We start from the raw sequence: 26,312 nt of genomic DNA on the forward strand, positions 1-26,312 counted from the left end.
TGTAGCGGTTAACATGCCTGCCTGTCACGCAGGAGATCGCCGGTTCGATCCCGGTCGGGACCGCCATTAAATTTTAAATTCAGAACCGATTCTAGGGATTAATTCCGGGATTGGTTTTTTTGTATATAGAATTCTAGGATTTAACAAATATATTTAATTGAAAAAGAAGTAGGCAATGTTTTTTTGCAAACTAGACAACACTCCAACAAAAATAAACAACGTTATCGCAAAAGTGAGCAACGTTTTCAGCAAAGTAAACAACACCCCCATCCGAAAATACATATATAAGCGTAGATGCTTTCTGATATATCAAGTTTTCGGTACACTATAGCAAAGAAGCAGAGAGGAAATAACCTATGACTAGGGAAATAGAAGTTAGTTCTGTAGAAGAGACAGAGCAGATTGCAACGAAACTTGCAGCCCTTCTCACACCACCGGATGTACTAACGCTTGAAGGCGATTTAGGTGCAGGTAAAACGACATTTACAAAGGCACTTGCAAAAGGACTAGGCATTACACGCACCGTTAACAGTCCGACATTTACAATCATCAAACAGTACGAAGGTTATTACCCGCTCAATCATCTCGATGTCTATCGCTTAGCTGGCAGTGATGAGGATCTTGGCTGGGATGAACTGTTTTACGGAGATGCAATATCTGTAATAGAGTGGGCGCATCTAATAAAAGATGATTTGCCGGCAGAACGTCTGGAAATCCAGCTTGTTCATGGTGGCGGAGATAAACGGATGATTACATTCACGCCGATAGGTGAAAGATATGAAAAGATTTGCGAGGGGATTTTCTTATGATCTGGCTAGGTATAGATACGGCTAACACGCCCATTTCAGTTGCACTTGTGAAAGATGGGGAACTATTAATAGAAGGAACTTCTGCGATGGCTATTAACCACTCGCTACGTGCTATGCCGGCAATTGAAGAGTTATTGGAACAAGCTGGTTTAGTACCTGCGGATATTGATGCAATTGCAGTCTCGGAAGGCCCGGGTTCTTATACAGGCGCGCGAATCGGAGTGACGATAGCGAAGACACTTGCCTGGACACTTGGTAGACCACTTGTGGGCGTATCCACTTTAAAAGCACTAGCGGCAAATGCATTATTCTTTAATGGTTTTGTTTGTCCAATTGTTGATGCAAGACGAGGTAATGTCTACGCCGGCGTTTATCAATATGATGCAGGAAAGTTTACTGAAATTATTGAGGATGGCCATTACTCGTTGGAAGAGTTGGTTCATTTGCTTGAGCAACACAGTAGTCCTGTTTTATTCGTTGGAAAAGATACAGCAATGCATGAGCGAAAACTTATTGAGCATCTAGGACAACGTGCAGTTCTAGCTCCTCTTCAATTTAATCTACCACGAGCGTCATCCCTTATATATATTGCTGCTCAATCAGAATCAGAAGCGGATATACATGCATTTGTTCCGGAATATCGACGTATTGCTGAGGCTGAGGCAAATTGGTTAAAAGAGCAGGGGAAGGACAATGATCGTGGATAAAGAGATTAGTTATAGAGAAATGGGAGTAGAGGATATTCCTTCCGTTGTTGAAATCGAAAAGGAATCATTTGCTACGCCGTGGACTGCAGAAGCTTTTGAGCATGAAATGACCGAAAATGACCATGCGCACTATGTTGTTGCAGTTTATGAAAATGAAGTTATCGGGCATTGCGGAATGTGGATAGTACTGGATGAGTGCCATATTACGAATGTTGCGGTACGTAAGCATTTGAGGCGCAATAGCATCGGTGAATCTCTAATGAAGGAAGCGATTGCACTTTGTATAGAAAGAGAAGTCCGTTTAATGACACTGGAAGTGCGGATGACCAATATTACGGCTCAAAATCTTTACCGTAAGCTTGGGTTCCAGGACGGCGGAATTAGGAAAAACTATTATACGGACGACCATGAAGATGGGCTCGTCATGTGGGTGGAATTCAAATGACAAAAGATAGCTATATTTTAGGAATTGAGACAAGCTGTGATGAAACCGCTGCATCCGTCGTAAAAAACGGAACAGAGATTATATCGAACGTCGTAGCATCTCAAATTACTAGCCAAAAACGGTTTGGCGGGGTAGTGCCGGAAATTGCATCGAGACACCATGTTGAGCAAATTACACTGGTGATTGAGGAAGCACTTGCGAATGCTGAACTAAAACCCGAGGAACTTGACGCAGTTGCTGTTACCGAAGGACCTGGTTTAGTAGGGGCCTTGTTGATTGGTGTTAATGCTGCGAAAGCATTTGCTTTTGCCAGCGGTTTACCGATTATCGGTGTTCATCATATTGCAGGACATATATACGCTAACCAACTAATGCAGCCCATGGAGTTCCCACTTCTTGCGCTCATCGTCTCAGGAGGCCATACAGAGCTAGTAATAATGGAGGGGCATGGTTCGTTTAAATTAGTTGGAGAAACACGTGATGACGCTGCTGGTGAAGCCTATGATAAAGTAGCTCGTGTACTGGGTCTTCCTTACCCGGGCGGACCACAAATCGATAAGTTAGCGGCTGAAAGCGATGGCCAAGTTGTTTTCCCGCGAGCATGGCTCGAGCCAGGTTCATATGACTTTAGCTTCAGCGGTCTTAAATCATCAGTGATTAATTATAAGCATAATCTCGCACAAAAGGGGGAGGATGTAAACCCCTTTCATGTTGCGGCTGGCTTCCAAGCAAGTGTCGTTGAGGTGTTGACGACGAAAGCGTTAAGAGCAGCGAAAGAGTTCGGTGTGAAACAGGTAATTGCCGCTGGCGGAGTAGCAGCGAATAAAGGGTTACGTGCTTCTCTTGAAGAAACATTTAAGACGCAAGATATACCTTTTTACGTTCCACCAATCGCATTATGTACAGATAATGCGGCAATGATTGCTGCAGCTGGATCGGCCATGTTTATAGATGGAATACGCGGAAATCTTGCGATGAATGGTAAGCCTGGTATGCCCCTAGTGTCATGGAAACAGTAAATAAGTAATAACACGAAAGTCGTCATATTTTGACAACTTTCGTGTTTTTTTATCCCGATTTTTTTTGAGATGTCAATAGGGAACATTCGTACTTATGCACAATTGTGGATAAGTTGTGTATAACAATTGTATATGTACATATAGTAACAGTGATTGAGGGATAACTATGTGTATAAGAAATGCATTTTTTGTGGATAGTGTGGATAATAACGGTGGATTACAGGTATAACTACATTTCCTGTGTGGATAAGATTGTGGAAACCTTTTTCGGAGAATATCCTTTCTTACTTTTATTTGATAGAATACGACAGCAAGAAATGACAAAACGTCACGATTAAACCGCTAATTCTGGTTTACCGTGACGTACTCTTCACATCTTTCTTACAATGATTCTAGCTCCTCTTGAAGAACAAGCCAATTTTCTGATTTGCTGTCATGCTGTGCCTGAAGTGCATCAATCTGTGCCTGTAACTCCATTAATTTGACATGATCGTCTGCAAATTCAGGAGTGGAAAGTTCATCTTGCAGTGCTACGATTTCATCTTCCAAAATAGTTAGTTGCGATTCGACTTCGTCAATAGCTCTAGTCAGTCTTCTTTCCTGCCTTTTTAGTTCTTTATCTTCATCATTTTTTCTTTCAATGACAGGAGTTGCAGTTGCTTTAGCGGCGTTAGATTCGGCAAGTAGTTCTTCCTGTTCCAGTTTTTTCTCGATGAAGTAATCATAATCACCAAGGTATTCGGTTGTACCTGTTGCGCTGACGTCGATTACCTTTGTAGCGATGCGATTGATAAAGTACCGGTCATGCGACACAAAGACGAGGGTGCCAGGGAAGTCATCCAATGCATTTTCAAGAATTTCCTTGCTATCCAAGTCAAGATGGTTCGTTGGCTCATCAAGGACAAGTGTATTTGATTTTTGTAACATTAATTTAGCGAGAGATAATCGAGCTTTTTCTCCACCTGATAGGGAAGTGACAGGCTTCTCAACATCTTCACCGGTAAATAAAAAGCGTCCAAGTACTGAGCGAACGTCTTTTTCATTCATCATCGGCCACTCATCCCAAAGTTCCTGAAGAACTGTCCCGGTTCCGATAAGTGTCGCTTGTTCTTGGTCGTAATAGCCAAATTGAACATTTGTGCCATAACGGATTTTGCCGTCTATTGGCTCTTGTGACTTGACTATGGTTTTTAAAATGGTTGATTTACCGACACCGTTCGGTCCGATGAGTGCAATACGGTCTTGTTTGTAGACACGGATGCCAATACCGCTTGACACAGGAGTACCGTTATAACCAACTGCTACATCTTCCAGTGCTAGCACATCATTTCCACTGGGACGGTCAATAGAGAAGGTAAAGTTTGCGGATTTTTCATCCCCATCAGGAGAGCCCATCCAATCCGTTTTTTCTAGTGTTTTACGGCGGCTTTTCGCCATTTTAGAAGTCGATGCTCGTGCAATGTTTCGCTGAACGAAGTCTTCAAGCTTGGCCTTCTCACCCATTTCTTTGACGTAAAGTTTTTGATCACGTTCATAATTTTTCGCTTTTTCGTCAAGATACGCACTATAGTTACCCGTATACTTCGCTACTTTTTTCCGCGAGACTTCGTAGACGATTGTCACGATTTCATCTAAGAAATAGCGGTCATGGGAAACAATCAAGATTGCTCCCTCATAGGACACCAGGTATTTCTCTAGCCAGCCGAGCGTTTCGATATCCAAATGGTTTGTGGGTTCATCAAGGATGAGGAGATCTGGTTTACTTAGCAGCATTTTAGCGAGTGCCAATCGCGTCTTCTGACCACCGGAAAGTAGATTGACGTTTTTGCTGTAATCCTCAGGGTAAAAACGCATCCCGTGAAGCACCGAACGAGTATCAGATTCATATTGATAGCCGCCAGAGTCTTTGAATTCTATTTGTAGGGCGTCGTACTCTTTGATGACCCGTTCATAGTCGCTCGGGTTGTCGTAGACAGAGGGATCTGCCATAAGCCCCTCAAGCGATCGAAGTCGTCTTTCAATACTATGGAGTGGTTCGAATACAGTCATCATCTCTTCCCAAACCGTCAATATAGAATCAATGCCTGAATGCTGTTCAAGGTACCCAATCCGGATATCTTTAGGGACGATTAAATCACCCGAATCAGCGCTCATTTCACCTGCAATTATTTTGAGTAATGTCGATTTTCCGGCTCCGTTGCGTCCAACAAGTGCGACGCGGTCGCGATGTTGAACTTCGAGCTTTACGTTACTTAATATATCTGTTCCTGAAAATGACTTTGTTAGTCCGTTCACTTGTAATACGATCAAATAAAGCACCTCTATTCCTCTTCAGTTTAAATGAATGGCGTCAAGCGTGCAACGGTCGACTTTACAACATTCATTATCTACTGTACGATAGAATCGCCTTTAGATACACTCAGGAGGGTTAACATGATAGGGGAAACAATCAAAATTCCGCAGGCGACGTCAAAACGTTTGCCTTTATATTATAGGTTCCTTCAAAACTTCGCGAATTCAGGGAAGAAACGGGTATCATCCAGTGAATTAAGCGAAGCTATGAAAATTGATGCTGCCACGATTCGACGTGATTTTTCACATTTTGGTGCACTTGGTCGCAAAGGGTACGGGTATGATGTGCATTATCTTGTCGACTTTTTTCGTCAGGCTCTCGATCAGGATGAAGTCACAGATGTAGCGCTCATTGGTGTTGGTAGTTTAGGGAACGCTTTTTTGAAATATAATTTCCATAAAAACCATAATACACGGATCATCATTGCATTCGATCCGAAAGCTTCACATGAAGGGACAGAGATGAGTGGAATTCTTGTATTTCATCCAGATATGATTGAGGATAAAATCAAGGAATTAGGAATCGAGCTCGTCATTCTATCTGTGCCTTCACGTGTAGCTCAAGAAGTGACAGATAAGCTTGCAGCTATCGGTGTGAAAGGAATCCTTAACTTTACTCCGGTCCGGTTAACAGTACCCGACTCGTTACGGGTCCATACAATCGATTTGTCTGTCGAGTTGCAAACGCTTATTTATTTTATCAAAAACGACGTAAAAGATTCACATATGTAACGCCTCGTAAATAGTATTTCAGTCAGCTTTCGTGTAAAATAGACACAAGAAGGATTGAGTTCAATCCAATCCCTAGCTTTATGAAGGAGGTGTCCGAGATGCCAGGTGCAGGAAGTCTGATTATCATTGCTGTTATTGCTTTGCTCGTATTCGGTCCCAAGAAACTACCTGAAATCGGGAAAGCCTTTGGTTCATCTTTGCGTGAATTCAAACACGCGACAAAAGGTCTTGTAGAAGACGATGAAGTAAAGAAAGTTGAAGACAAGAAAGAAGAACTGAAGTAAGTTAGGATGTCTGTCGATGATAGAAAAAAACTTAACAGTCATTGAGCATATAGATGAAATTAGAAAACGGCTGATGGTTATCGTCGTTTTCTTTATTGTTGCGGTAGTAGGTGCTTTCTTTATAGCAAAACCGCTTATTCAGTTCCTGCAAAATGATGGGGAAGCACATAATATTGCGTTGAACGCTTTCAATGTACTTGACCCGATTATGATTTACGTGAAAGTGATTGTCTTTATTGCATTCATCGTCATTTCACCGGTGCTTATGTATCAATTATGGTCCTTTATTTCACCTGGATTGCATGAAACTGAGCGGCGTGCGACATTGAATTATATCCCGTTCACATTTTTCCTGTTTGTTGGTGGTATTGCATTTTCTTATTTCATCCTGCTGCCTTATGTGATGAAATTCATGATGAATTTATCCGCGGAGCTCGATATAACCCAGACAATCGGCATTAATGAGTATTTCTCGTTCCTTTTTCAACTGCTAATTCCATTCGGTATTGTATTTCAATTACCGGTTGTCTTGTTGTTTTTCACGAGACTCGGTATTTTGAATCCGAAGACACTTGTGAAAATACGAAAATACGCTTACTTTGTTCTATTTGTAATTGCGGCTTTTATTACACCGCCTGACTTATTGTCACACGCGTTCGTCACGCTTCCATTGTTTGCACTTTATGAAATAAGTATTTTCATTTCACGCTTCGGTCACCGAAAATACTTGAAGGCCGAACAGCAGCGACAATTTGAAGAGGCGAAAGCTGAACAACAGCGTCAGATTGATGAAGTGAATGAGCAACAGCAGAAATGAAAAAAGTCTTCCACAACCCTAAGTAGGGCTGTGGAAGACTTTTTTAGTGCATAAAGAAGATTATGGCTTGTTTCAAATCCTCTTGCAATTGCTGTAACTTCTCAATGTTTAAATTGAGGACAACGACAAATCCGTTCATTAGTAAATGGGCAATCATTGGTGTCAGTATGCGTTTCGTCCGGTAATACAAGTAAGAGAAGACGAAAGCGGGCATCATATAAATTAGAAGGTGTTCGAATTCATTATGAACAGCAGCAAACACTAGGGCGCTGACAATGGCTGCAATCCAAAAGTTTGTCTTTTGATAAATTCCGCCAAAGATAACTCGTCGAAAAATGATTTCTTCTAGGAATGGTGCGAACAGTACAATTGAAATGATGATAATTGGAGACACTTTCGCAATGTCGGAAAGTATTGCGGTGTTATCGGATCCTGGTTCTATTCCGATTGCAATCTCGATGGCACCAGCAAGCATTTGCCCACCCAAGGCTAGGAAGAAACCGATGAATCCCCAAAGTACTGAATTGCCGATGGAAGATTTTTTTCCTCCGAATACTTGGAAGAATTTTTTCTTCTTCAAAATGATTAGTAGAAAAATGATCGCGGCAATTGAATTAACGGTGAAGAGCGACCAAGAACTCGCCCGGTACTTCATGTCCTGCTCGGTGTATTGTTCATTCCAAGGAAAGTTTTCGAATAAGCCCTGCGTCAAAAATACACTGCCTACATGCATTAGAATGTAGGTAAATAAAAGATACATATAGATTTTCCAATTCTTCAAGTAGCGCCACCCTTTCAACTGGGGATGAAGTCAATTTTAGCTGTTTAGAGGTAGATAAGCAAAGAGAAAATGTTCGGAGTATTTCACTTGCAATATATGCAAATGTTCATTATGATTAGAAATGTATTAGCACTCATGTCTATCGAGTGCTAAAAGGGAGATATTATCTGAGGAGGTTGTTTCAATTGTTGAAACCATTAGGTGACCGTATTGTTATCGAGCTAATCGAGGCAGAAGAAAAAACGTCAAGCGGTATTGTTATACCGGACTCTGCAAAAGAAAAACCGCAAGAAGGTAAAGTTTTTGCTACAGGTACTGGACGCGTTCTTGAAAACGGACAACGTATCGAATTGGAAGTTAAAGAAGGAGATCGAATCCTCTTCTCAAAATATGCAGGTACTGAAATCAAACATGAAGGTAATGAATATCTGATCTTGCGTGAAAGTGACATCTTAGCAATCATTGGCTAATAGACTGATGCACAGCTTGTTTAAAAATACACGAAAAATCAGGAGGGTACTTATAAATGGCTAAACAAATTAAATTCAACGAAGACGCACGAAGCGCAATGCTACGTGGGGTCGATACATTAGCAAACGCTGTAAAAGTAACGCTTGGACCTAAAGGACGTAACGTTGTCCTTGAGAAAAAATTTGGTTCACCGCTTATTACAAATGACGGTGTAACAATTGCACGTGAAATCGAACTTGAAGATGCATTCGAAAATATGGGTGCAAAACTGGTTGCTGAAGTAGCGTCTAAAACGAATGAAATCGCTGGTGACGGTACAACGACTGCAACGGTTCTAGCGCAAGCAATGATCCGTGAAGGACTGAAAAACGTTACTGCGGGTGCTAACCCTGTCGGAATCCGTAAAGGAATCGAAAAAGCGGTTATCGCTGCTGTTGAAGGGCTTCAAGAAATCTCCAATGAAATCGAAGGAAAAGAAGAAATTGCACAAGTTGCATCTATTTCTTCTGGAGACGAAGAAGTTGGAAAACTCATTGCTGAAGCAATGGAGCGCGTTGGCAACGACGGCGTCATTACAATCGAAGAGTCAAAAGGCTTCACAACTGAACTAGACGTTGTTGAAGGAATGCAATTTGACCGCGGTTATGCTTCTGCATATATGGCAACGGATACAGACAAAATGGAAGCTGTGTTGGACAATCCTTATATCTTGATCACAGATAAAAAGATTACGAACATCCAAGAAATCCTTCCTGTTCTTGAACAAGTTGTACAACAAGGTAAACCACTTCTTATGATTGCAGAAGACGTTGAAGGCGAAGCACTTGCAACACTTGTTGTGAACAAACTACGCGGTACATTTAATGCTGTTGCTGTTAAGGCACCAGGCTTCGGAGATCGCCGTAAAGCGATGCTTGAAGACATTGCAACTTTGACTGGCGGAGAAGTTATCACTGAAGACCTCGGTCTTGATCTTAAATCAGCTGATATTTCACAGCTTGGCCATGCAGTGAAAGTTGTTGTTACAAAAGACAACACGACAATCGTTGAAGGTAGTGGCAATTCAGAGCTTATTGCATCACGTGTTAACCAAATCCGTGTTCAACTTGAAGAATCCACTTCTGAATTTGATAAAGAGAAATTGCAGGAGCGTCTTGCTAAACTTGCAGGCGGTGTTGCAGTTATCAAAGTCGGTGCAGCTACTGAAACTGAACTTAAAGAACGTAAACTTCGCATCGAAGACGCATTGAACTCAACGCGTGCAGCTGTTGAAGAAGGTATCGTTTCTGGTGGTGGTACTGCTCTTGTAAACGTCTATAGTAAAGTAGAAGCATTACTAGAGACTACTGAAGGCGACGTAGCTACAGGTATTAAAATTGTGCTTCGCGCGCTTGAAGAGCCTGTACGTCAAATCGCTAACAACGCTGGTCTTGAAGGATCTATCGTTGTAGACCGTCTAAAACGCGAAGAAGTTGGAATTGGCTTCAATGCAGCTGACGGTACGTGGGTAAACATGATGGAAGCTGGAATCGTTGACCCAACTAAGGTTACACGTTATGCACTTCAAAACGCAGCATCTGTTGCAGCGATGTTCTTGACTACTGAAGCTGTAGTTGCAGACCTTCCTGAACCAGCAGGCTCAATGGGCGGAATGCCTGACATGGGCGGAATGGGCGGCATGATGTAATTCTCTTCACAAGCCATTTTGTGAAGCTGTCTTGTTCATAATTAATTCGTATTGGAATAACCACTTCTCAGAAAGTTGAGAGGTGGTTATTTTTTATGCTTTGGAGAAAATATCAAAGAAACAACAATTTAGCCATTATAGAAATATGGAAATGAAGTTATTCTGAAAGCACATTATAGCTCTGATGTGCATTGTCACCATATACTACCTAAGACACTAGGTGGAGCAGCTGAATTTAAAAACTTAGTGATAGTGAATTAATCTATTCACAGATTGATTCACGCAACAACAGACAAAACCATTGAACGATATATGCAAGAACTTAAGTTGAAAGGAAAACAGCTCGAGAAACTAAATAAATATCGTAAGAAATGTAATTTGGTTGAAATTATTATTGTAGATTAAGAAGGAACGCAGTATAAAGTGAAAGTTAAAGTACGGTGTGGAGCAGGGGGAAAGGTGGAAAAATTTCAAAGCCTTACCTATTGCACTCGATTGCATAAAGTAAAATAAGAAGGCAACCATATTAACATTTGGTTGTCTCCCTATTGCCTTTTTATTCGGGGTATTGAATTGTCATAATTCAACCATGCACAGGTACCTTTGAATTATCTCCTGCTTGCGCGCGATCCGTGGATTATCTGACGTCGACGTCTACGTCTACGTCAAATTTGCTGTTAATATTGGAGATATTAATCAGACCATGTTGAATGACTACTACGCTAGGGTGCGAAGCGCAAGCGTGTGGCCTTATAGAGGCAGATTCAACAGCTAAGAACGGTCCCCAATTCCTGTTAGAGTTATTTGAACACATATTTATCACCTCCTATCTCTGCTATTCTATTCAAAGCGAATGCAAGGCGGACGGGCTATCGACTACTTGTCTATAACAACTTTAAATTTATAAACTAGTACTGCGGATTTTTCGGAACATCTGTGCAACTTCTAAAACAAGGAAGTGTAACTAGCCGAAATTCAAAATTTGTCGTGCCTTTATGATTATCAAGTTCAAAAAACAGCCGCCTTGACACTAAGTCAAGGCGGCTGTTATAGATAGGCTACACGATATATTAATTCCGACTACATCATCTAAATAGGAATTAATGCTTCTTGCTGAAGATGTTGAAAAGCCAAGACGTCTCTTTATTTTTATGTTGTTGTCTTTTCATTTCATTAGAACTCGCAATTGGAACTATATCATTTACTTTATTGGAAATCTCAATAGGGGCATTTACCACCCCATTTGGAGCAACCTCACTCACTTCATCGAAAACCTCAAGAGGCGTATTTACCACGTCAATTGGAGCTATATCATTCACTTTATTGGAAATCTCAATAGGGGCATTCACCACCTCAATTGGAGCTATATCATTCACTTTATTGGAAATCTCAATAGGGGCATTCACTACCTCAATTGGAGCTATATCATTCACTTTATTGGAAATCTCAATAGGGGCATTCACTACCTCAATTGGAGCAACCTCACTCACTTCATCGAAAACCTCAAGAGAAGTATTTAACATTTCGATTGGAGCTATATCATTCACTTCATTGGAACTCTCAATAGGAGCATTTACCACGTGGATTGGAGCTGGAGCTATAGTATTCGATTCAACGGAACTCTCAATAATAGCAGTAACCACCTCAATAGGAGCCACATTATTCACTTCATCAAAATACTCCGTCACCTTCTCGTTTTTTTCAAGAATGCTGGTAGTTGAAGATAGAGTCGAATTCTCGATGACTCTAATTGGTATCCTTTGTTTTTTCTTAAACTTATTTAGCTGAATTGCCGAAGTCATTGGAGCATTATTGTTCCGTCCACTATATAGTTGGCTAGGATTAATGCCAGTCGATGGGAAACTTTTGTTACTAAACTGCTGCTCTTCTGGATACTTCTTCTGAATAGCCAGGTTTGAAACAGGAGCAGCATCACTTGATGCTTCTTGGATGCTATTAGCCTTAGCTACAAGACTTTGCAGTTGCATAAAAGATGGTGGACGATTCGATTGTTGAATGGAAGAGATGAATGATCGGTCTTTAGTTTGGGTTGTTTCTTCTATTAAACTATCCACCCTATTCTCGTTATTCTTGATAATTTCCGATTCTTGTACTTTGACCTGTTCATTAACGTGTTCTATAAAATCATTGCTAGTATCATTTTTTATTTTATTCCTTAACAATGAAATATCTTGATTCAATTCCTCAACAGTTTGGTTTAGGTTGTTAATCTGAACAGAAAATTGTTTTACTTGTTGCTCATACTCCCCAATTTGCAAACTTTGTTTTTCATCCATTATTTCCGCTAGCCCTTCTAAATGTGAGATTTGTGATTTAAAACCACTAAATTCATTCTTTATGAACAGATACCCATCAATTGAGCTCCCTGTTTTCAACGAAGTTAAGGTGTCTTTATAGGTTGCGATTTTCTGCTTCAGTTTTTCAACGTCATGAGCGGTGTATAATTTAGAATCTCCCATCACTATTCACCCCTTTACAATACTTTACTATACTATTAGTAGTGTTTTCATTAGGTGACAAATTGTTTTTACCAGGCATGGAATTGATCAGCGGTAAATAACTTGTCACTTTCAGCCACTGATTTATATATCATAATGAGCTGGATTCTCAGCGGGCAATATCCTTACTGTAGTAAACCATTTGCATCAATTACTCCTTACCACATCCCATTCCTGTTCAATTTAACAAATATCTTGATAAATCATTTGTTTGCCCATACGCTCATTTTTTCACATCATATGCTACCAAAGAAAGATAAAAAAAATATGGAGGTGTCTGCAAAATGCAAGAAAAAAAGCATCATGAAGGAAAAGAATTAATTTGTATAAATGTCGACAAGGTGTTTGACTGGATTGTTAAAGAAAAGTCGTTTGATGTTAGTCCTAGGGGATTCATTCATTTCCCTGGAATACCAAAACATTTACACCATCATGATTTAAGGGGAGCGACCGTTTCATGTGAAGTGAAACCTGATCAGCATCATCCGATTGTCATCCTCGGACGCGAGGATTGCTCATTCTGTATTGATGGAAAGACTGTTATTCTTCAACGTCTCACTATTAAAAAGAAGTTTGATTTAACAATTTTCATTACTTTACGGAATGGATGCACATATCCATCTGAAAATATTGATGTTAGTCGTAGTGAACAAATCACCTTGTGTGCCCCTAAAGAAACAGAGGTTGAAATTACGTACACGAATCTAGATTGTTTCGTCAGTAGCACTGGGGAGTTAGAATTTAAGCATGAGGGTGAGTACGGAAATCCTGCTGAACCAACGTTGGAAGGCCCACATCCGGTAAATTCGGATAGAATCAAATTCTCTGATCTATCTATCTCAATAGATACATGCCAAAGCATCCAATCAACATTCCCAGTCACTGTTGAGTTTTTAGCTGATTACTGTGAACCAAGAGAAGATTTAGCAACTGCTTGCGCACCACCAATGCGCCCGCAACAATGCTCTGTTGTTTTCCCCGATGATGACCACGATCATTGCTGTCACTAATATCGGCTACTAGTGATAATGGTTAGGCATAAAACATATCTTAAAGAGAGGAAATTTCTCTCTTTATTTTTTTTGAGGAAAAGGGGTAGGGGAATGGTGGGACACAATAGGGATGATGTGGAAGCAAAGATTACGAAGCTTCAGCATCAAACAAAAACATATTTATCTGAAATCAAAAAAATGATTGATGAGATTAATGAGCCTGCCAAAATGATACTAGTAAGTTATTTTACTTATTCATTAAATATTGCGCATGATCCAGAACAAGAGAGCCTATGTCTCGGATCTTACCATATACATAATCTGGGGAACCAGCCAATCACAAATCCATCAGTGTGCATAAAAGTATCTAAAGAGTCTCCCTTCTCCTTTTCAGGGAGGTACGTTTATGCCGATTTTAAGCAGTCATTGAAAGTTGCAGATGGCTGGGAACGTACAAATGAGAAAACGAATAAAGAGGAATTTTGGCTTAGACCTTTAGGGAAAGCATCCATTGAACCTAATGAGACCATTTCATTTTCAAACTTCCAGATTACATGGTCTCCCAAAGAATCTTATGCGGGCAGTATCCTGGGATTTACGTATAGTGATCAAATAAAAGATGGGATTGCTGTGATTAATCCCATTAATCTCAACGGAACCGTGCAGAAACAGGAGGATGAAAATGAGTGATCTAGATGGCAAAGAGCAAGAATTATTAGTGCAGAATGTCATCAGCCAATTTATGAAAGATCAGCTTAATGGGCTAAAAGAAGGTAAAGGAGAAGCCAATAATAGTTTTGTGTTTTTGGAGAATAGCACTTTGAATATGTTGATACTCTATCTATTGATGAACGGAAAAAGTCGAACGCATGAAAAAGTGAGCGAGGATTCTCAAGGGAAAAACGTAGAGGAACTTGAGCATATTATTGCGGATAGCAAAAAAGACTTTGAAGAGATTCTTACATTACTAAAAGCAAAATTCTAATGTCATCTCTTGCAACCTAGCCTTAAAAATATTGCTATAGGAGGTACTGACGTGAATAGTGAAAACATAAAAAATAACGACCCCTTACAACTTCGGCAAATGATCATCTTTTTAAAGGCGGAATTAGCTAGACATAAACATGAAGTTAAGAAATACCAAAATAGCTATCACTATTCAGTAGTAGAAAACCTAGAGCAAGAAAATATACAATTAACGAACGAAAAAAATGAACTAGCTGAGGAGTTAGTTAAGTTAAATCAAGAAATTAAAAAGCGGGCTAGTGATTATAAGGGACCTGTCCAATTGCGAGGAATACAAGGCAATAGATTCATCGCTTCTATTGATACCTTTCAGAAAACAAAAACAGATCTATTACCAATTAGTAAACAGTTAACCGAAGTTATTAATAAATTAAAAGACGGAGTCAATTCCGATCAACAAAGATACCAAAAAAATGACAGGCAAGTTTCTTCTCTTCATAAAAAACTTGAGAATAATAAAACGACTATAGACCAGCTTGAATATAAGTTGGTTGATCTCATTCAAGAGGCAAATAAACAAGTGCACTCGCAACTGGAGAAGTTAGACATAGCCAACAAAGAGCGTACCCAATCTGAGAAAGTGAGACAACGTTTACTAATAGAACTAGAAGAAAAAAACAATACAATAGGAAAACTCAAACATGAAATAGCGGATTTAAAAAGACAAATTGAAAAGCATACCGAGGTTGTTGCAATAGAAGAACAAAATCTAACTAATAAAACGACTATAGCTCAGCTCGAAAATAAGCTTGTTGATCTAATTCAAGAAGCAAATAAACAAGTGCATTCTCAACTTGGAAAATTAGACATAGCCAATAAGGAGCGTGCGCAGTTCGAAGAGGTAAGACAACAATCTCTAATAGAACTAGAAGAAAAAAACAATACAATAGGAAAACTCCAACACCAAATAGCGGATTTAAAAGGACGAAATGAAAAGAATAGTGAGGCTATTGCAATAGAAGAAGAAAATCTAACTAATAAAACGACTATAGACCAGCTCGAATATAGGCTTGTTGATCTCATTCGAGAAGAAAATAAACAAGTACACTCGCAACTGGATAAGTTATCCAAAGCAGACAAAAAGCGTACCCAGTTCGAAGTGGTGAGACAACAATCCCTAATAGAACTAGAAGAAAAAAACAATACGATAGGAAAACTCCAACATCAAATAGCGGATTTAAAAAGACAAATTGAAAAGCATACCGAGGTTGTTGCAATAGAAGAACAAAATCTAACAAATAAAACGACTATAGCTCAGCTCGAAAATAAGCTTGTTGATCTTATTCAAGAAGAAAATAAACAAGTGCATTCTCAACTTGGAAAATTAGACATAGCCAATAAGGAGCGTACGCAGTTCGAAAAGGTGAGACGACAATCCCTAATAGAACTAGAAGAAAAAAACAATACAATAGGAAAACTCCAACATGAAATAGCGAATTTAAAAGGGCAAATTGAAAAGCATACTGAGGTTGTTGCAATAGAAGAAGAAAATCTAACTAATAAAACGACTATAGACCAGCTCGAATATAAGCTTGTTAATCTCATTCGAAAAGAAAATAAACAAGTACACTCGCAACTGGATAAGTTATCCAAAGCGGACAAAGAGCGTACCCAGTTCGAAGTGGTGAGACAACAATCCCTAATAGAACTAGAAGAAAAAAACAATACGATAGGAAAACTCCAACTTCAAATAGCGGATTTAAAAGGACAAAATGAAAAGCATACTGAGGCTATTGCAATAGAAGAAGAAAATCTAACTAATAAAACGATTATAGCTCGGCTTGAAAATAAGCTTGTTGATCTTATTCAAGAAGAAAATAAACAAGTACATTCGCAACTTGAGAAGTTATCCAAAGCCAACAAAGAGCGTACTCAGTTAGAAGAGGTGAGACAACAATCTCTAATAGAACTAGAAGAAAAAAATAATACGATAGGAGAACTTCAACATCAAATAGCGGATTTAAAAGAACAAAATGAAAAGCATAGTGAAGTTTTTACAAGGCTAGAAAAAGGTTTGAACCAGAACAATGATAGTCAAGCAGGGAGAGACTCGTTTTCTTCTACAACTACTGCTGCTATTGATACTGAAACACTTATCCAATTAGACCATCAAATAAAAGAGATAGTAGCTAAATCGTTGGACTACGAAGAAAAGTTGGATGCCAAGTTACTTGTTGTTAATACTTTGGAAGAGAAATTAGATCAGCTTACCAATGAAATTGATGGGATAAAGATTTTTAGTGTAGAGGGTCGGGGTTTAAAAGGAATTTGACGACTATAGGTTAATAATGCGATGGCGACGAGTGAAGTAGATTGCATTCAGGTTCTCCCTATTCACCTATAACTCAATAGGATGGCTCATAAGGCTCAAACTTTTTTAGGAAAGTACTGAGCCTCTTTTTGTATGTTCAATTTTAGTGCAAGAGCATACTGATTATTTATTTGTCACTGATCCGCCTTCAGTAAAAGTAGCTTCCACAAAAAAAAGATTGGAATTCTTTTTCTTATCCTACGTAAAAGCGTTTACATTTCATCCCACTTGAACTAACATACTTGTATACAAGTATATTGACCTTCAGGTGAGGGAGTGAGCATATGGGTGGAAAAAAGGAATATATATATCCTTTAAAATGGATTGCAAACGCTTCCATGGGAGTACGTTTAGCGTGCGAGCTTAGAATGCGGATTATTTCTGGCATGATAGAAAAGGGTACTGTTTTATCGGAAAATAAATTAGCGTTGGAATTTGAAGTAAGTCGTTCTCCTATCCGGGAGGCATTAAAAGTATTGGCATCAGAAAATATTATTCGATTAGAAAGAATGGGTGCGGTTGTAGTTGGGTTATCCGAGAAGGATATCAAGGAAATTTACGATGTTCGTTTACTGATAGAAACTTTCGTTTATGAACGGATTGTTAAAATGGACACAAGTGAATTGGTAAAAGAACTAAGTAAAATTCATGAAATGATGGAAGTCGCCATTAAATACAGAGATGCAGATGAGTTCTCTTATCAGGATGTCTTATTTCATGAAACAATTATTCGTTCAATTGACCATTCCTACATCATGTTGATTTGGAATAACACGAAACCTGTGATGGAAAGTTTAATTCTTTTATCGATGCGAATGCGTTTAGAGGAAAAATACGATGATTTTCCTCGTATCTTGAAAAATCATAAGGTTTACATTGAAGCCATAAAAATAAAAGATAGAGATATTATGATTCAAGCATTGCACCAAAACTTCGATGATGTGCAAGGGAAAGTGGAAGACCTTTGGATGTCGCAACAAATGCTTACTAAAGGAAGTGAGTGATAGTGGTGACGAACTATATGTTAGGTGTAGATATAGGGACGACGAGTACGAAAGCAGTTTTATTTACAGAAAAAGGAGAAATATCCCAACAAGAAAATATTGGCTATCCACTTTACACACCAGATATTTCGACAGCTGAACAGAATCCAGAAGAAATATATCAGGCTGTATTACAAGCAATTTCAACTGTAATGAGGAAATCTCAAATCTCTCCAGAAAAGTTATCGTTCATTTCATTTAGTAGTGCGATGCATAGTGTTATTGCGATGGATGAAAATGATCAGCCGCTAACGCAGTGCATCACTTGGGCGGATAATAGAAGTGAAGCTTGGGCACGTAAAATTAAAGAAGAGTTAAATGGTCATGAAGTGTACAAGCGAACTGGAACACCTATTCATCCAATGTCACCATTAAGCAAAATTGCATGGATTGTGCATGAGCGTCTTGAAATAGCTGACAAGGCTAAAAAGTATATAGGCATTAAAGAATATGTTTTTAAGAAGCTTTTTGATCGCTATGTTGTAGATCATTCATTGGCTTCAGCGATGGGTATGATGAATTTGGAAAAATTGAATTGGGATGAAGAAGCTTTGGAAATCGCGGGTGTCACACCGGAGCAGCTATCTGAGCTTGTACCAACAACTGAGATTTTCAACAACTGTAACGCTGGGATAGCAAGACAGCTAGGCATCGATCCGAAAACTTCATTTGTTATTGGTGCAAGTGATGGAGTACTTTCTAATATAGGTGTGAATGCAATTGGTAAGGGTGAAGTAGCGGTAACGATTGGGACAAGTGGCGCAATACGAACAGTCATTGACCGCCCTCAGACAGACGAAAAGGGAAGAATATTTTGCTATGCATTAACCGAGAATCATTGGGTCATTGGCGGGCCAGTAAACAATGGTGGAATGGTACTTCGCTGGATTAGAGATGAATTTGCATCATCAGAAGTAGAAACAGCAAAAAGGCTTGGCATTGATCCTTATGAAGTGTTAACGAAGATTGCTGAACGTGTAAGACCAGGATCTGATGGGTTGTTATTCCATCCATACCTAGCAGGTGAACGTGCACCATTGTGGAATCCTGACGTGCGCGGCTCATTTTTTGGTTTAACGATGACGCATAAGAAAGAACATATGATTCGGGCGGCTCTTGAAGGTGTGATTTATAATCTGTACACAGTATTTTTAGCACTAATTGAAGTTATGGATGAACCAGTTATTCGAATTCAAGCAACTGGTGGTTTCGCAAGATCGGAAGTATGGCGCCAAATGATGGCCGACATATTCGATTTGGAAGTAATCGTCCCGGAAAGTTATGAGAGTTCATGTCTAGGTGCTTGTATCTTAGGACTCTATGCCACGGGAGAAATTGAATCATTTGATGTTGTTTCTGAAATGGTTGGCAGCACTTATAAGCACACACCTGTGGATACTGATGTACAAGAGTATAGAAAACTATTGCCGATATTCATAAATTTATCAAGAGTATTAGAAAAGGAATACACAAGCATTGCAAATTACCAGAGAAGCTTAATTAAAAAGGAATAAAGAGACTTAGGGGGAATTGTTATGCCGTTAATCATTGTAGCGATAGGTATAGTTGCGTTACTTGTTTTAATCATGTGGCTCAAATTGAACACTTTTGTATCATTAATTATCGTTTCATTCGGTGTTGCTTTGGCCTTAGGCATGCCACTAGATAGCATTGTTTCTTCTATTGAGGCTGGACTAGGTGGAACACTTGGCCATTTAGCATTAATCTTTGGACTTGGTGCCATGTTGGGTAGGCTAATTGCAGATGCGGGCGGTGCGCAACGTATTGCAATGACCCTCATCGATAAATTCGGTGAAAAAAATATTCAATGGGCTGTTGTGGTTGCTTCATTCATTATCGGTATTGCCTTATTCTTCGAAGTTGGGTTAGTGCTATTGATACCAATTGTATTTACAATTTCAAAGCAATTAAAGGTTTCTATTTTATACTTGGGAATCCCTATGGCAGCTGCCTTATCTGTGACGCATGGTTTCTTACCGCCGCATCCGGGCCCAACAGTTATTGCTGGAGAATACGGTGCAAACATTGGTGAAGTATTACTTTACGGTTTTATTCTCGCAATTCCGACCGTCATTATTGCGGGTCCTATATTCACGAAGCTTGCTAAAAAGCTGGTACCTGATTCGTTCAATAGAACAGGGGATATTGCATCTTTGGGTGAACAAAAAACGTTTAAGATTGAAGATACACCTGGTTTTGGTATCAGTGTGTTCACGGCAATGTTTCCTGTTATTTTAATGTCTATCGCCACGGTTATTTCGATGGTTCAAAAGACAATGGACATTACCGACAATAAGGCATTCGAAATCGTTCGTTTCGTAGGTAATGCTTCTACAGCTATGTTGTTATCTTTATTGCTTGCAGTCTTTACGATGGGATTGGCAAGAAATATACCGATGAAAACTGTTATGAATTCTTGTGGAATAGCGATTGCAAATATTGGGATGTTGCTTTTAATTATTGGTGGTGGTGGGGCTTTTAAACAAGTGCTCATCGATGGCGGCGTTGGCGGCTATGTAGCGGAATTATTCATTGGAACCTCATTATCGCCAATCTTACTAGCATGGATTATTGCGGCTATATTAAGGATTGCTTTAGGTTCAGCAACTGTAGCAGCATTAACAACGGCAGGATTGGTTATACCAATGTTAGGTACTTCTGATGTGAATTTAGCATTGGTCGTACTAGCGACGGGAGCAGGTAGTTTAATTGCCTCACACGTGAATGATGCTGGTTTCTGGATGTTTAAAGAGTTCTTTGGTTTGACGCTGAAAGAAACATTTGCAACATGGACATTGCTTGAAACGATTATTTCGGTAGCTGGATTAGCGTTTATTCTTTTACTGAGTTTAGTTGTATAAAAAATGTGGTAATCAAATTGGTTTTATTGAGTGCAGCTATTTTTTGGATAGAATCGAATATCAATTTGGTTTGAGAAAAGTTCTATGGCATGTCAATTCGATCTTTAATTAAGTAATTAAAAAAGATCTTTCATGAGTTCGCATTGAACTTACGAAAGATCTCTTTTATTTGTTCATTGCACATCAAAGCCGCAGTGTTGAACGGAAAAGAGACGGTGGAGCCGAAAACAAGAAAGTCACAGGCAACCTCATTTTAGTCGAATACCCCATACAGCATTGCTACATTTATAGCTCACTCTACCACGGATATTAGTTGGAGGATAACAATAATAGTTTGATCTTGGCGCGTGCAGGATTTACTTGTTGTTCGTCAATGGGCAACCTTTGCAATGTTTCACTTCATTCCTAAGTTGATAATTTAAACAGCATGTGGTTCTATTCGTTGAATGATCATTAAATAAACGCATTGGATGACATAGGCCTGTACCAAAATATTCTGCGGGAATTTCCAGTAGCTTGTGAAAAATAGTCTTATCTACTTGCTTTTTCTCGAAAATCCATACCATATAAACGTAACAGTTTTCTAATAAAACTTTTCTAGATAAACCTTTCACTGTACTCAGTGAATCTATAATAGGAGCTAATAGTTTGCCGTAGACATTAGTAGCGATCCACTCTGCGTCTATTTCGTCCTCATCTTCAACTACATCTGCATGCCCCAAATAATAATCGGGCACCCAATTCTCATTGACGTCACTTTTCAAGCATGCGATTTTGTTAACATCTATCTTATATTTTATTCCATACTGTAAATAGGCATAGGTGAAAATCGCCGCCAAGAAACCAATACGTTTTCCAATTATAGAGGCGGTGACAGCTAGATTTGGAGCATCCAGAACTTCTTTCATATCTATTAAAGTACCTTGTCTTGTCCCAGGAGTAATCAAATCTTTTAAATAGAATGCTACTTGATCTGTATGCAGAATATGTCTAACACGAAAGTTTGAATCCAAATCATTGTATGCATTATTTGTAATTTGTCTCAACTTACTTGCCCTCCCTCTATCGGCTTCGTTGTTTAATAAGCAAATAAATAAAGTAAGGTGCCCCGATTACAGCTGTCCATACGCCTGCAGGCACTTCAATCGGTGCAAAGGCAACGCGAGCAATCCAGTCTGCAACAACAACGAGAATTGCTCCAATGATTGCTGATAATCCTACCATTGAACCAAAGGTAGGGCCGACGATTCTCTTTGCAATATGCGGTGCGATTAACCCAACAAACCCAATACCACCGGCAAAAGAAACGGAGGCACCCGTCAGGCCAGCACAAAGTAAAAGGGAAATAATTCGATTCCTTTGAACGGGGGATCCAGCACTTGTCGCCAAATCATCGCCAAGTTCTAACACGTTCATTTCCCTCGTCATGGCAAGCGTGATGATGAAAAGGATAGTAATCCATATCGCAATCATTCGAACTTCTGTCCAATTTGAACCGTAAATACTTCCAGTAATCCAAATATTTGCTTGGCTCGCTTGATGGATTGGTCCAACAAGCATAAGTACCGTCGTTCCCGCATGCATAAATGCTGAAATCCCAATCCCTATAAGTAACATTCGGAAAGGGGCAATGCCGTTATTCCAAGATAACACGAACACAATTGCGGCTGTAATCATCGCACCACCGAAAGCAAATAACGGCATCCAGTCTTGGCTCACGGTCAATGCATTACTTTCATTTGAAAACAAGGCTAAAAATAATACAACGGCAAATGAAGCTCCTGCCGTAATACCAATGATTTCTGGGGAACCAAGAGGGTTTCTAGAGACACTTTGTAAAATGGCGCCCGCAGTCGCTAAGCCAATTCCAACTAAAATGGCCATCATAATACGAGGGAGCCGGAATTCAAAGATAATCGTTTGATCAAATGATTCACCAATACCCAAAATAACTTTTAGGACATTTAAAGGTGAGATGAAAAACTCACCAGAACCCATCGATAGAATAGCTACTAACCCTAAAAGTAACGTTGCAATCATCGTTGTAAACAAAGATTTCTTATCTAAAATAAATGAAATAGAATTTCCTATTCGAACTGTCACTTTACTTTTCATGCCCCAAATCTCCTTCTAGCTACATAAATAAAGAATGGAACACCTATTAACGCGGTCATTACTCCGACTGGGACTTCCTTTGGCATAATAACATAGCGTGCTGCAATGTCGGATACGAGAAGTAGCATCCCACCATATAATGCGCAAAACGGAAATACCCACTGGTGTTGAATCCCGACGAATGACCGAACGATATGAGGAATAATGATTCCGATGAAACCGATAGGACCCGCGATAGACACTGAAATTCCTGCTAACACAACAACGATGAGAGAAAAGACGAGTTTCACTAGAATAACATTCTGACCTAATCCAGATGCAACATCATCTCCCATTGCCAAAAGGTTCATTTGTTTCGCCATTACAAAAGCCACAAGCAATCCAATCATCATATAAGGTAACCCTGTCATTAATAATTCGAGAGGCCGATTGGCTACGGAACCCGCTAGCCAAAATAATACTTGATCGAGTGCTGCTTCATTAATGGTTAAGAACCCTTGCGTCATAGATGAGAATAGAGCGGATACAGCAGCTCCTGCCAATACGAGTTTCATTGGCGTTAACCCTTCTCTGCCGATACTGCTTAAGATAAAGACGATAGCGAATGCAACAGCGGCCCCGACTAAGCCAAACATCATATAGGATTGAAGGCTTTGTACTTGGAAGAAGACGACCCCAATTACGACGAAAAAAACAGCTCCAGCATTAATGCCTAAAATACTCGGAGAAGCTAATGGGTTTTTCGTTATGGATTGCATAATTGCTCCTGAAATGGCTAAACAAGCTCCAACAGCTGCAGCAATTAATGCACGTGGTAAGCGAACATTTTGGATAACGAGATGTGCAGTTGATCCATCATTTTCTTTAAGTGCGGAAAAGGCGGTGGACCAGCTTGTATCTGTATAGCCGTAGACAATACTTGAAAAAAAACAAAGAATGAAAGCTAAACTACTTATGATAAGAGCAATCCACTTACCCCTTGATGTATGTATCATGATTTCCTCACTTCATTGAGAATTATTTTCAATTAACTGTTGACATGAAATATATTAGCATATAGGATACTAAGTGTAAATGATTTTCATTCTCAATTAACAGGAGGAAAAATGAACATGCGAAAAATAATATCCCTCATATTTATTATGAGTATTCTTGTATTAGCGGCTTGTGGGGCTACTAAGGAGTCAAAAGATTCAGGTGAGAGTGCACAACCAGCTGATGTGGAATCATATACTGTCGAGCATGCAATGGGGAGTACAGATGTAAAAGGAACACCAAAACGTATCGTAATCTTAACAAATGAAGGGGCTGAAGCCCTTCTATCAATGGGAATTCAGCCTGTAGGTGCAGTTCAATCACCCGCTGAAAAAGTTTGGTATGATCATATGGACATGACAGGTACTGAATCTGTGGGTGTTGAATCAGAACCAAGTTTAGAAAAGATAGCATCTTTAAAACCAGATCTGATCATCGGGAATAAAATGCGCCATGAAGCAGTTTACGAACAGTTAAGTAAAATTGCCCCAACTGTTTTTGCAGAAACACTTCGCGGGGATTGGCAGGAAAACTTTAAATTGTATGCGAAAGCAGTAAATCAAGAAGAAAAAGGTAATGAGGTATTAGGTGCATATAATAATCGCGTTGAAACAATCAAAACTGAATTAGGGGACCAAACGAAGAAAAAAATATCAATGGTTCGCTTTATGGCGGGAGATGTACGCATTTACCATAAAGATTCCTTCTCAGGTGTGATTCTAGATCAACTTGGATTTGCGCGTGCAGATGGACAAGATGTGGATGATTTTGCTGAAAAAGGTCTTACGAAAGAACGGATTCCTGCAATGGACGGGGATGTACTCTTTTACTTTACTTATGAAACTGGGGATAACGAAGCAACGAAGCTTACAAACGACTGGATTGAGGATCCACTATTTAAAAATCTAAATGTCGCGAAAAGTGGAAACGTCTCACAAGTAAATGATATCATTTGGAACACTGCTGGTGGTGTTTTAGCAGCGAACTTAATGCTAGATGATATTGAGGATTACTTCTTGAGGAAGTAATATTAATGAAATGAAATAAAATAACAAAAAAAGTCGAAACAGAAAAAAGCCTGGTGATGCGATGTTTACTCGCTTCACAGGGCTTTTTTCTTATACATAATTTACTTTTCCACCGCTTCTTTTTTATGATACTTTATCACAAACGACGTTTTGGGGTCCCGTTCATGTGGCTGGACTGCGAAAAAGTTAACTATAAATGTTGAACAAATGAAATACCTATAATAAACTGAGCGAAGGCGCCTTACAAGGGGTAGCCGGAGCCCTTGTAAGGCGGCGTAGCTGCTTGGCTTAGCGCGGGAGGCATCCCCTAGCGCTGTAGCGAATTCAATGAAATTCTCTATTTCAAACTACATAATAGATCGCAAGCATACAAATCAAATGAAATAAAAAAGGCATGTATGGTGGGGAACCCAAACACGCCTTGAACTATCACTAATGATCCAGCTACTGGAACATCGTAATTACTATCACAATGGCTCCAAGCAGGATTGAAATCCATGCCAATGCTTTTTGTGGAGAAGCTAAACAGACTAAGCCTAAAACGAGTGCGCCACCACCTAACCAATAAGGTGCATAAAAGAACCCTGCAGCCGCTAAAATTATTGCTAGCCAACCAATCCAGATGCCTAAGGAAGTTTTCAAGTCAATGACCTCCCTTCAATTTGATGGGAACAACAACTGAGTATACTGGTCGTTCGTTATTGTTCTTATAGTTTATTATATGCAGGGTTATGGTGGGGACGGTGGTCATTAGTCGTAATATTGTTATGTGCGTTCAGCTCTCTTTTTCTTGAATGAAATCGGTGAGTGTAGCTGAGGGGACTTGATTAATTATATCAAGGATAGCAAAATCCTATTCAAGTAACTAGGGTGTTTGGGTGAAAAAACAAACTGAAACTATGAAACAATTAATTAATTTATGTAAATGTGTTGCTAATTTTCCAACAATGATGTAAAGTCTGTAATAACGTAACGAAGCAAAACCAACTTAATAGTTTTTCTTATCTAGAGAGGTATAGGGACTGGCCCGATGACACCTCAGCAACCGCCATTTTGTGGCATGGTGCTAATTCCAGCAAGTCGATAAAACGACTTGGTAGATGAGGAGAAGACTTATTCAGATTTAGAGTCTACTTCCTTTATGTAACACAGGAAGAGGCTCTTTTTTATTTTAATAATTTATTCCAATAAGTAACTTATTTTAAAGAACGAGGAAAAAGTTTTGGGGCGGGACTCGAGGAAAGTGAAAGGAGTAAG

Annotated in this window: 24 protein-coding genes and 1 riboswitch; of the genes, 17 read left to right on the forward strand and 7 right to left on the reverse strand. The window is 39.4% G+C overall.

What is annotated here, in order from left to right:
- The first annotated feature begins 356 nt into the window (after positions 1-356).
- From tsaE to tsaD, 4 genes are read left to right on the forward strand one after another with little or no spacing between them, the layout of a single operon-like run.
- Positions 357-809, forward strand: coding sequence for a tRNA (adenosine(37)-N6)-threonylcarbamoyltransferase complex ATPase subunit type 1 TsaE (gene tsaE, locus I2483_RS14000; protein WP_207277757.1), 453 nt, complete (start codon positions 357-359; stop codon positions 807-809).
- A complete protein-coding gene (gene tsaB, locus I2483_RS14005; RefSeq protein ID WP_207277758.1) occupies positions 806-1,516 on the forward strand; it encodes a tRNA (adenosine(37)-N6)-threonylcarbamoyltransferase complex dimerization subunit type 1 TsaB in 711 nt (236 codons plus the stop codon). Before tsaE ends, tsaB begins: the two co-directional genes overlap by 4 nt.
- Positions 1,503-1,961, forward strand: coding sequence for a ribosomal protein S18-alanine N-acetyltransferase (rimI, locus tag I2483_RS14010; RefSeq protein ID WP_218624961.1), 459 nt, complete (start codon positions 1,503-1,505; stop codon positions 1,959-1,961). Before tsaB ends, rimI begins: the two co-directional genes overlap by 14 nt.
- Entirely contained in the window at positions 1,958-2,980 is a 1,023-nt protein-coding gene (gene tsaD, locus I2483_RS14015; RefSeq protein WP_207277759.1) for a tRNA (adenosine(37)-N6)-threonylcarbamoyltransferase complex transferase subunit TsaD, read from the forward strand. Before rimI ends, tsaD begins: the two co-directional genes overlap by 4 nt.
- A gap of 381 nt (positions 2,981-3,361) precedes the next feature.
- Here tsaD and I2483_RS14020 read toward each other — a convergent pair whose 3' ends face one another.
- Entirely contained in the window at positions 3,362-5,290 is a 1,929-nt protein-coding gene (locus I2483_RS14020; RefSeq protein ID WP_207277793.1) for an ABC-F family ATP-binding cassette domain-containing protein, read from the reverse strand.
- Between the two features lie 123 nt (positions 5,291-5,413).
- Between I2483_RS14020 and I2483_RS14025 the strand changes: the two genes are divergently transcribed.
- The 3 genes from I2483_RS14025 (at position 5,414) to tatC (ending at position 7,165) form a co-directional block, all read left to right on the forward strand.
- The gene (locus I2483_RS14025) at positions 5,414-6,064 is read left to right on the forward strand and encodes a redox-sensing transcriptional repressor Rex (RefSeq protein ID WP_218624962.1); all 651 of its coding nucleotides are present in this window, start codon (positions 5,414-5,416) and stop codon (positions 6,062-6,064) included.
- Positions 6,065-6,162: 98 nt separating this feature from the next.
- Positions 6,163-6,348, forward strand: a complete 186-nt coding sequence (locus tag I2483_RS14030) for a twin-arginine translocase TatA/TatE family subunit (RefSeq protein ID WP_207277760.1) — start codon at positions 6,163-6,165, stop codon at positions 6,346-6,348.
- 16 nt (positions 6,349-6,364) lie between these two features.
- Positions 6,365-7,165, forward strand: a complete 801-nt coding sequence (gene tatC, locus I2483_RS14035) for a twin-arginine translocase subunit TatC (RefSeq protein WP_207277761.1) — start codon at positions 6,365-6,367, stop codon at positions 7,163-7,165.
- Between the two features lie 43 nt (positions 7,166-7,208).
- Here the strand turns inward: tatC and I2483_RS14040 are convergent, their stop codons facing one another.
- Positions 7,209-7,946, reverse strand: coding sequence for a CPBP family intramembrane glutamic endopeptidase (locus I2483_RS14040; RefSeq protein ID WP_218624963.1), 738 nt, complete (start codon positions 7,944-7,946; stop codon positions 7,209-7,211).
- Between the two features lie 185 nt (positions 7,947-8,131).
- Between I2483_RS14040 and groES the strand changes: the two genes are divergently transcribed.
- Together groES and groL are read left to right on the forward strand one after the other, a co-directional pair.
- Entirely contained in the window at positions 8,132-8,416 is a 285-nt protein-coding gene (gene groES / locus I2483_RS14045; RefSeq protein ID WP_067205358.1) for a co-chaperone GroES, read from the forward strand.
- Positions 8,417-8,472: 56 nt separating this feature from the next.
- The gene (gene groL, locus I2483_RS14050) at positions 8,473-10,104 is read left to right on the forward strand and encodes a chaperonin GroEL (RefSeq protein ID WP_207277762.1); all 1,632 of its coding nucleotides are present in this window, start codon (positions 8,473-8,475) and stop codon (positions 10,102-10,104) included.
- Positions 10,105-11,204: 1,100 nt separating this feature from the next.
- On the opposite strand, the gene I2483_RS14055 is transcribed toward groL, so the two are convergent.
- Positions 11,205-12,584: a hypothetical protein gene (locus tag I2483_RS14055; protein ID WP_207277763.1), complete on the reverse strand. Its 1,380-nt coding sequence runs from the start codon at positions 12,582-12,584 to the stop codon at positions 11,205-11,207.
- Between the two features lie 323 nt (positions 12,585-12,907).
- Between I2483_RS14055 and I2483_RS14060 the strand changes: the two genes are divergently transcribed.
- The 7 genes from I2483_RS14060 to I2483_RS14090 all read left to right on the forward strand — a co-directional run bounded on the left by I2483_RS14060 (position 12,908) and on the right by I2483_RS14090 (position 20,877).
- On the forward strand, positions 12,908-13,633 hold the full coding sequence (locus tag I2483_RS14060; RefSeq protein WP_207277764.1) for a BMQ_0737 family morphogenetic spore coat protein: 726 nt from the start codon (positions 12,908-12,910) through the stop codon (positions 13,631-13,633).
- Between the two features lie 93 nt (positions 13,634-13,726).
- Positions 13,727-14,305 carry a hypothetical protein gene (locus tag I2483_RS14065; RefSeq protein ID WP_207277765.1) on the forward strand — a complete coding sequence of 193 codons (579 nt, stop codon included), beginning with the start codon at positions 13,727-13,729 and terminating at the stop codon, positions 14,303-14,305.
- Positions 14,298-14,600, forward strand: coding sequence for a hypothetical protein (locus I2483_RS14070; protein ID WP_207277766.1), 303 nt, complete (start codon positions 14,298-14,300; stop codon positions 14,598-14,600). The genes I2483_RS14065 and I2483_RS14070 overlap by 8 nt, the downstream gene beginning before the upstream one ends.
- 51 nt (positions 14,601-14,651) lie before the next feature.
- Positions 14,652-16,913, forward strand: coding sequence for a coiled-coil domain-containing protein (locus tag I2483_RS14075; RefSeq protein ID WP_207277767.1), 2,262 nt, complete (start codon positions 14,652-14,654; stop codon positions 16,911-16,913).
- 323 nt (positions 16,914-17,236) lie between these two features.
- Entirely contained in the window at positions 17,237-17,956 is a 720-nt protein-coding gene (locus I2483_RS14080) for a GntR family transcriptional regulator (protein WP_186673259.1), read from the forward strand.
- Positions 17,957-17,961: 5 nt separating this feature from the next.
- Positions 17,962-19,509: a gluconokinase gene (gene gntK / locus I2483_RS14085; RefSeq protein WP_207277796.1), complete on the forward strand. Its 1,548-nt coding sequence runs from the start codon at positions 17,962-17,964 to the stop codon at positions 19,507-19,509.
- Between the two features lie 21 nt (positions 19,510-19,530).
- Positions 19,531-20,877 (forward strand): GntP family permease, encoded by a 1,347-nt coding sequence (locus tag I2483_RS14090; RefSeq protein WP_207277768.1) that lies wholly within the window; start codon positions 19,531-19,533, stop codon positions 20,875-20,877.
- Between the two features lie 356 nt (positions 20,878-21,233).
- Here the strand turns inward: I2483_RS14090 and I2483_RS14095 are convergent, their stop codons facing one another.
- From I2483_RS14095 to I2483_RS14105, 3 genes are read right to left on the reverse strand one after another with little or no spacing between them, the layout of a single operon-like run.
- Entirely contained in the window at positions 21,234-21,923 is a 690-nt protein-coding gene (locus tag I2483_RS14095) for a (2Fe-2S)-binding protein (protein ID WP_207277769.1), read from the reverse strand.
- Positions 21,924-21,939: 16 nt separating this feature from the next.
- Complete coding sequence (locus tag I2483_RS14100) at positions 21,940-22,992, reverse strand: FecCD family ABC transporter permease (protein ID WP_207277770.1); 1,053 nt, start codon at positions 22,990-22,992, stop codon at positions 21,940-21,942.
- On the reverse strand, positions 22,989-23,990 hold the full coding sequence (locus I2483_RS14105) for an iron chelate uptake ABC transporter family permease subunit (protein WP_207277797.1): 1,002 nt from the start codon (positions 23,988-23,990) through the stop codon (positions 22,989-22,991). The genes I2483_RS14100 and I2483_RS14105 overlap by 4 nt, the downstream gene beginning before the upstream one ends.
- 114 nt (positions 23,991-24,104) lie before the next feature.
- Between I2483_RS14105 and I2483_RS14110 the strand changes: the two genes are divergently transcribed.
- Complete coding sequence (locus I2483_RS14110; RefSeq protein WP_207277771.1) at positions 24,105-25,055, forward strand: ABC transporter substrate-binding protein; 951 nt, start codon at positions 24,105-24,107, stop codon at positions 25,053-25,055.
- A gap of 444 nt (positions 25,056-25,499) precedes the next feature.
- Here I2483_RS14110 and I2483_RS14115 read toward each other — a convergent pair whose 3' ends face one another.
- The gene (locus tag I2483_RS14115) at positions 25,500-25,697 is read right to left on the reverse strand and encodes a hypothetical protein (protein ID WP_207277772.1); all 198 of its coding nucleotides are present in this window, start codon (positions 25,695-25,697) and stop codon (positions 25,500-25,502) included.
- A 356-nt stretch (positions 25,698-26,053) separates the two neighbouring features.
- A riboswitch (SAM riboswitch) is annotated at positions 26,054-26,162 on the forward strand.
- Positions 26,163-26,312: the final 150 nt, after the last annotated feature.

The organism is Sporosarcina sp. E16_3 (assembly GCF_017347125.1).
In the GTDB taxonomy this organism is placed as follows: Bacteria; Bacillota; Bacilli; order Bacillales_A; family Planococcaceae; genus Sporosarcina.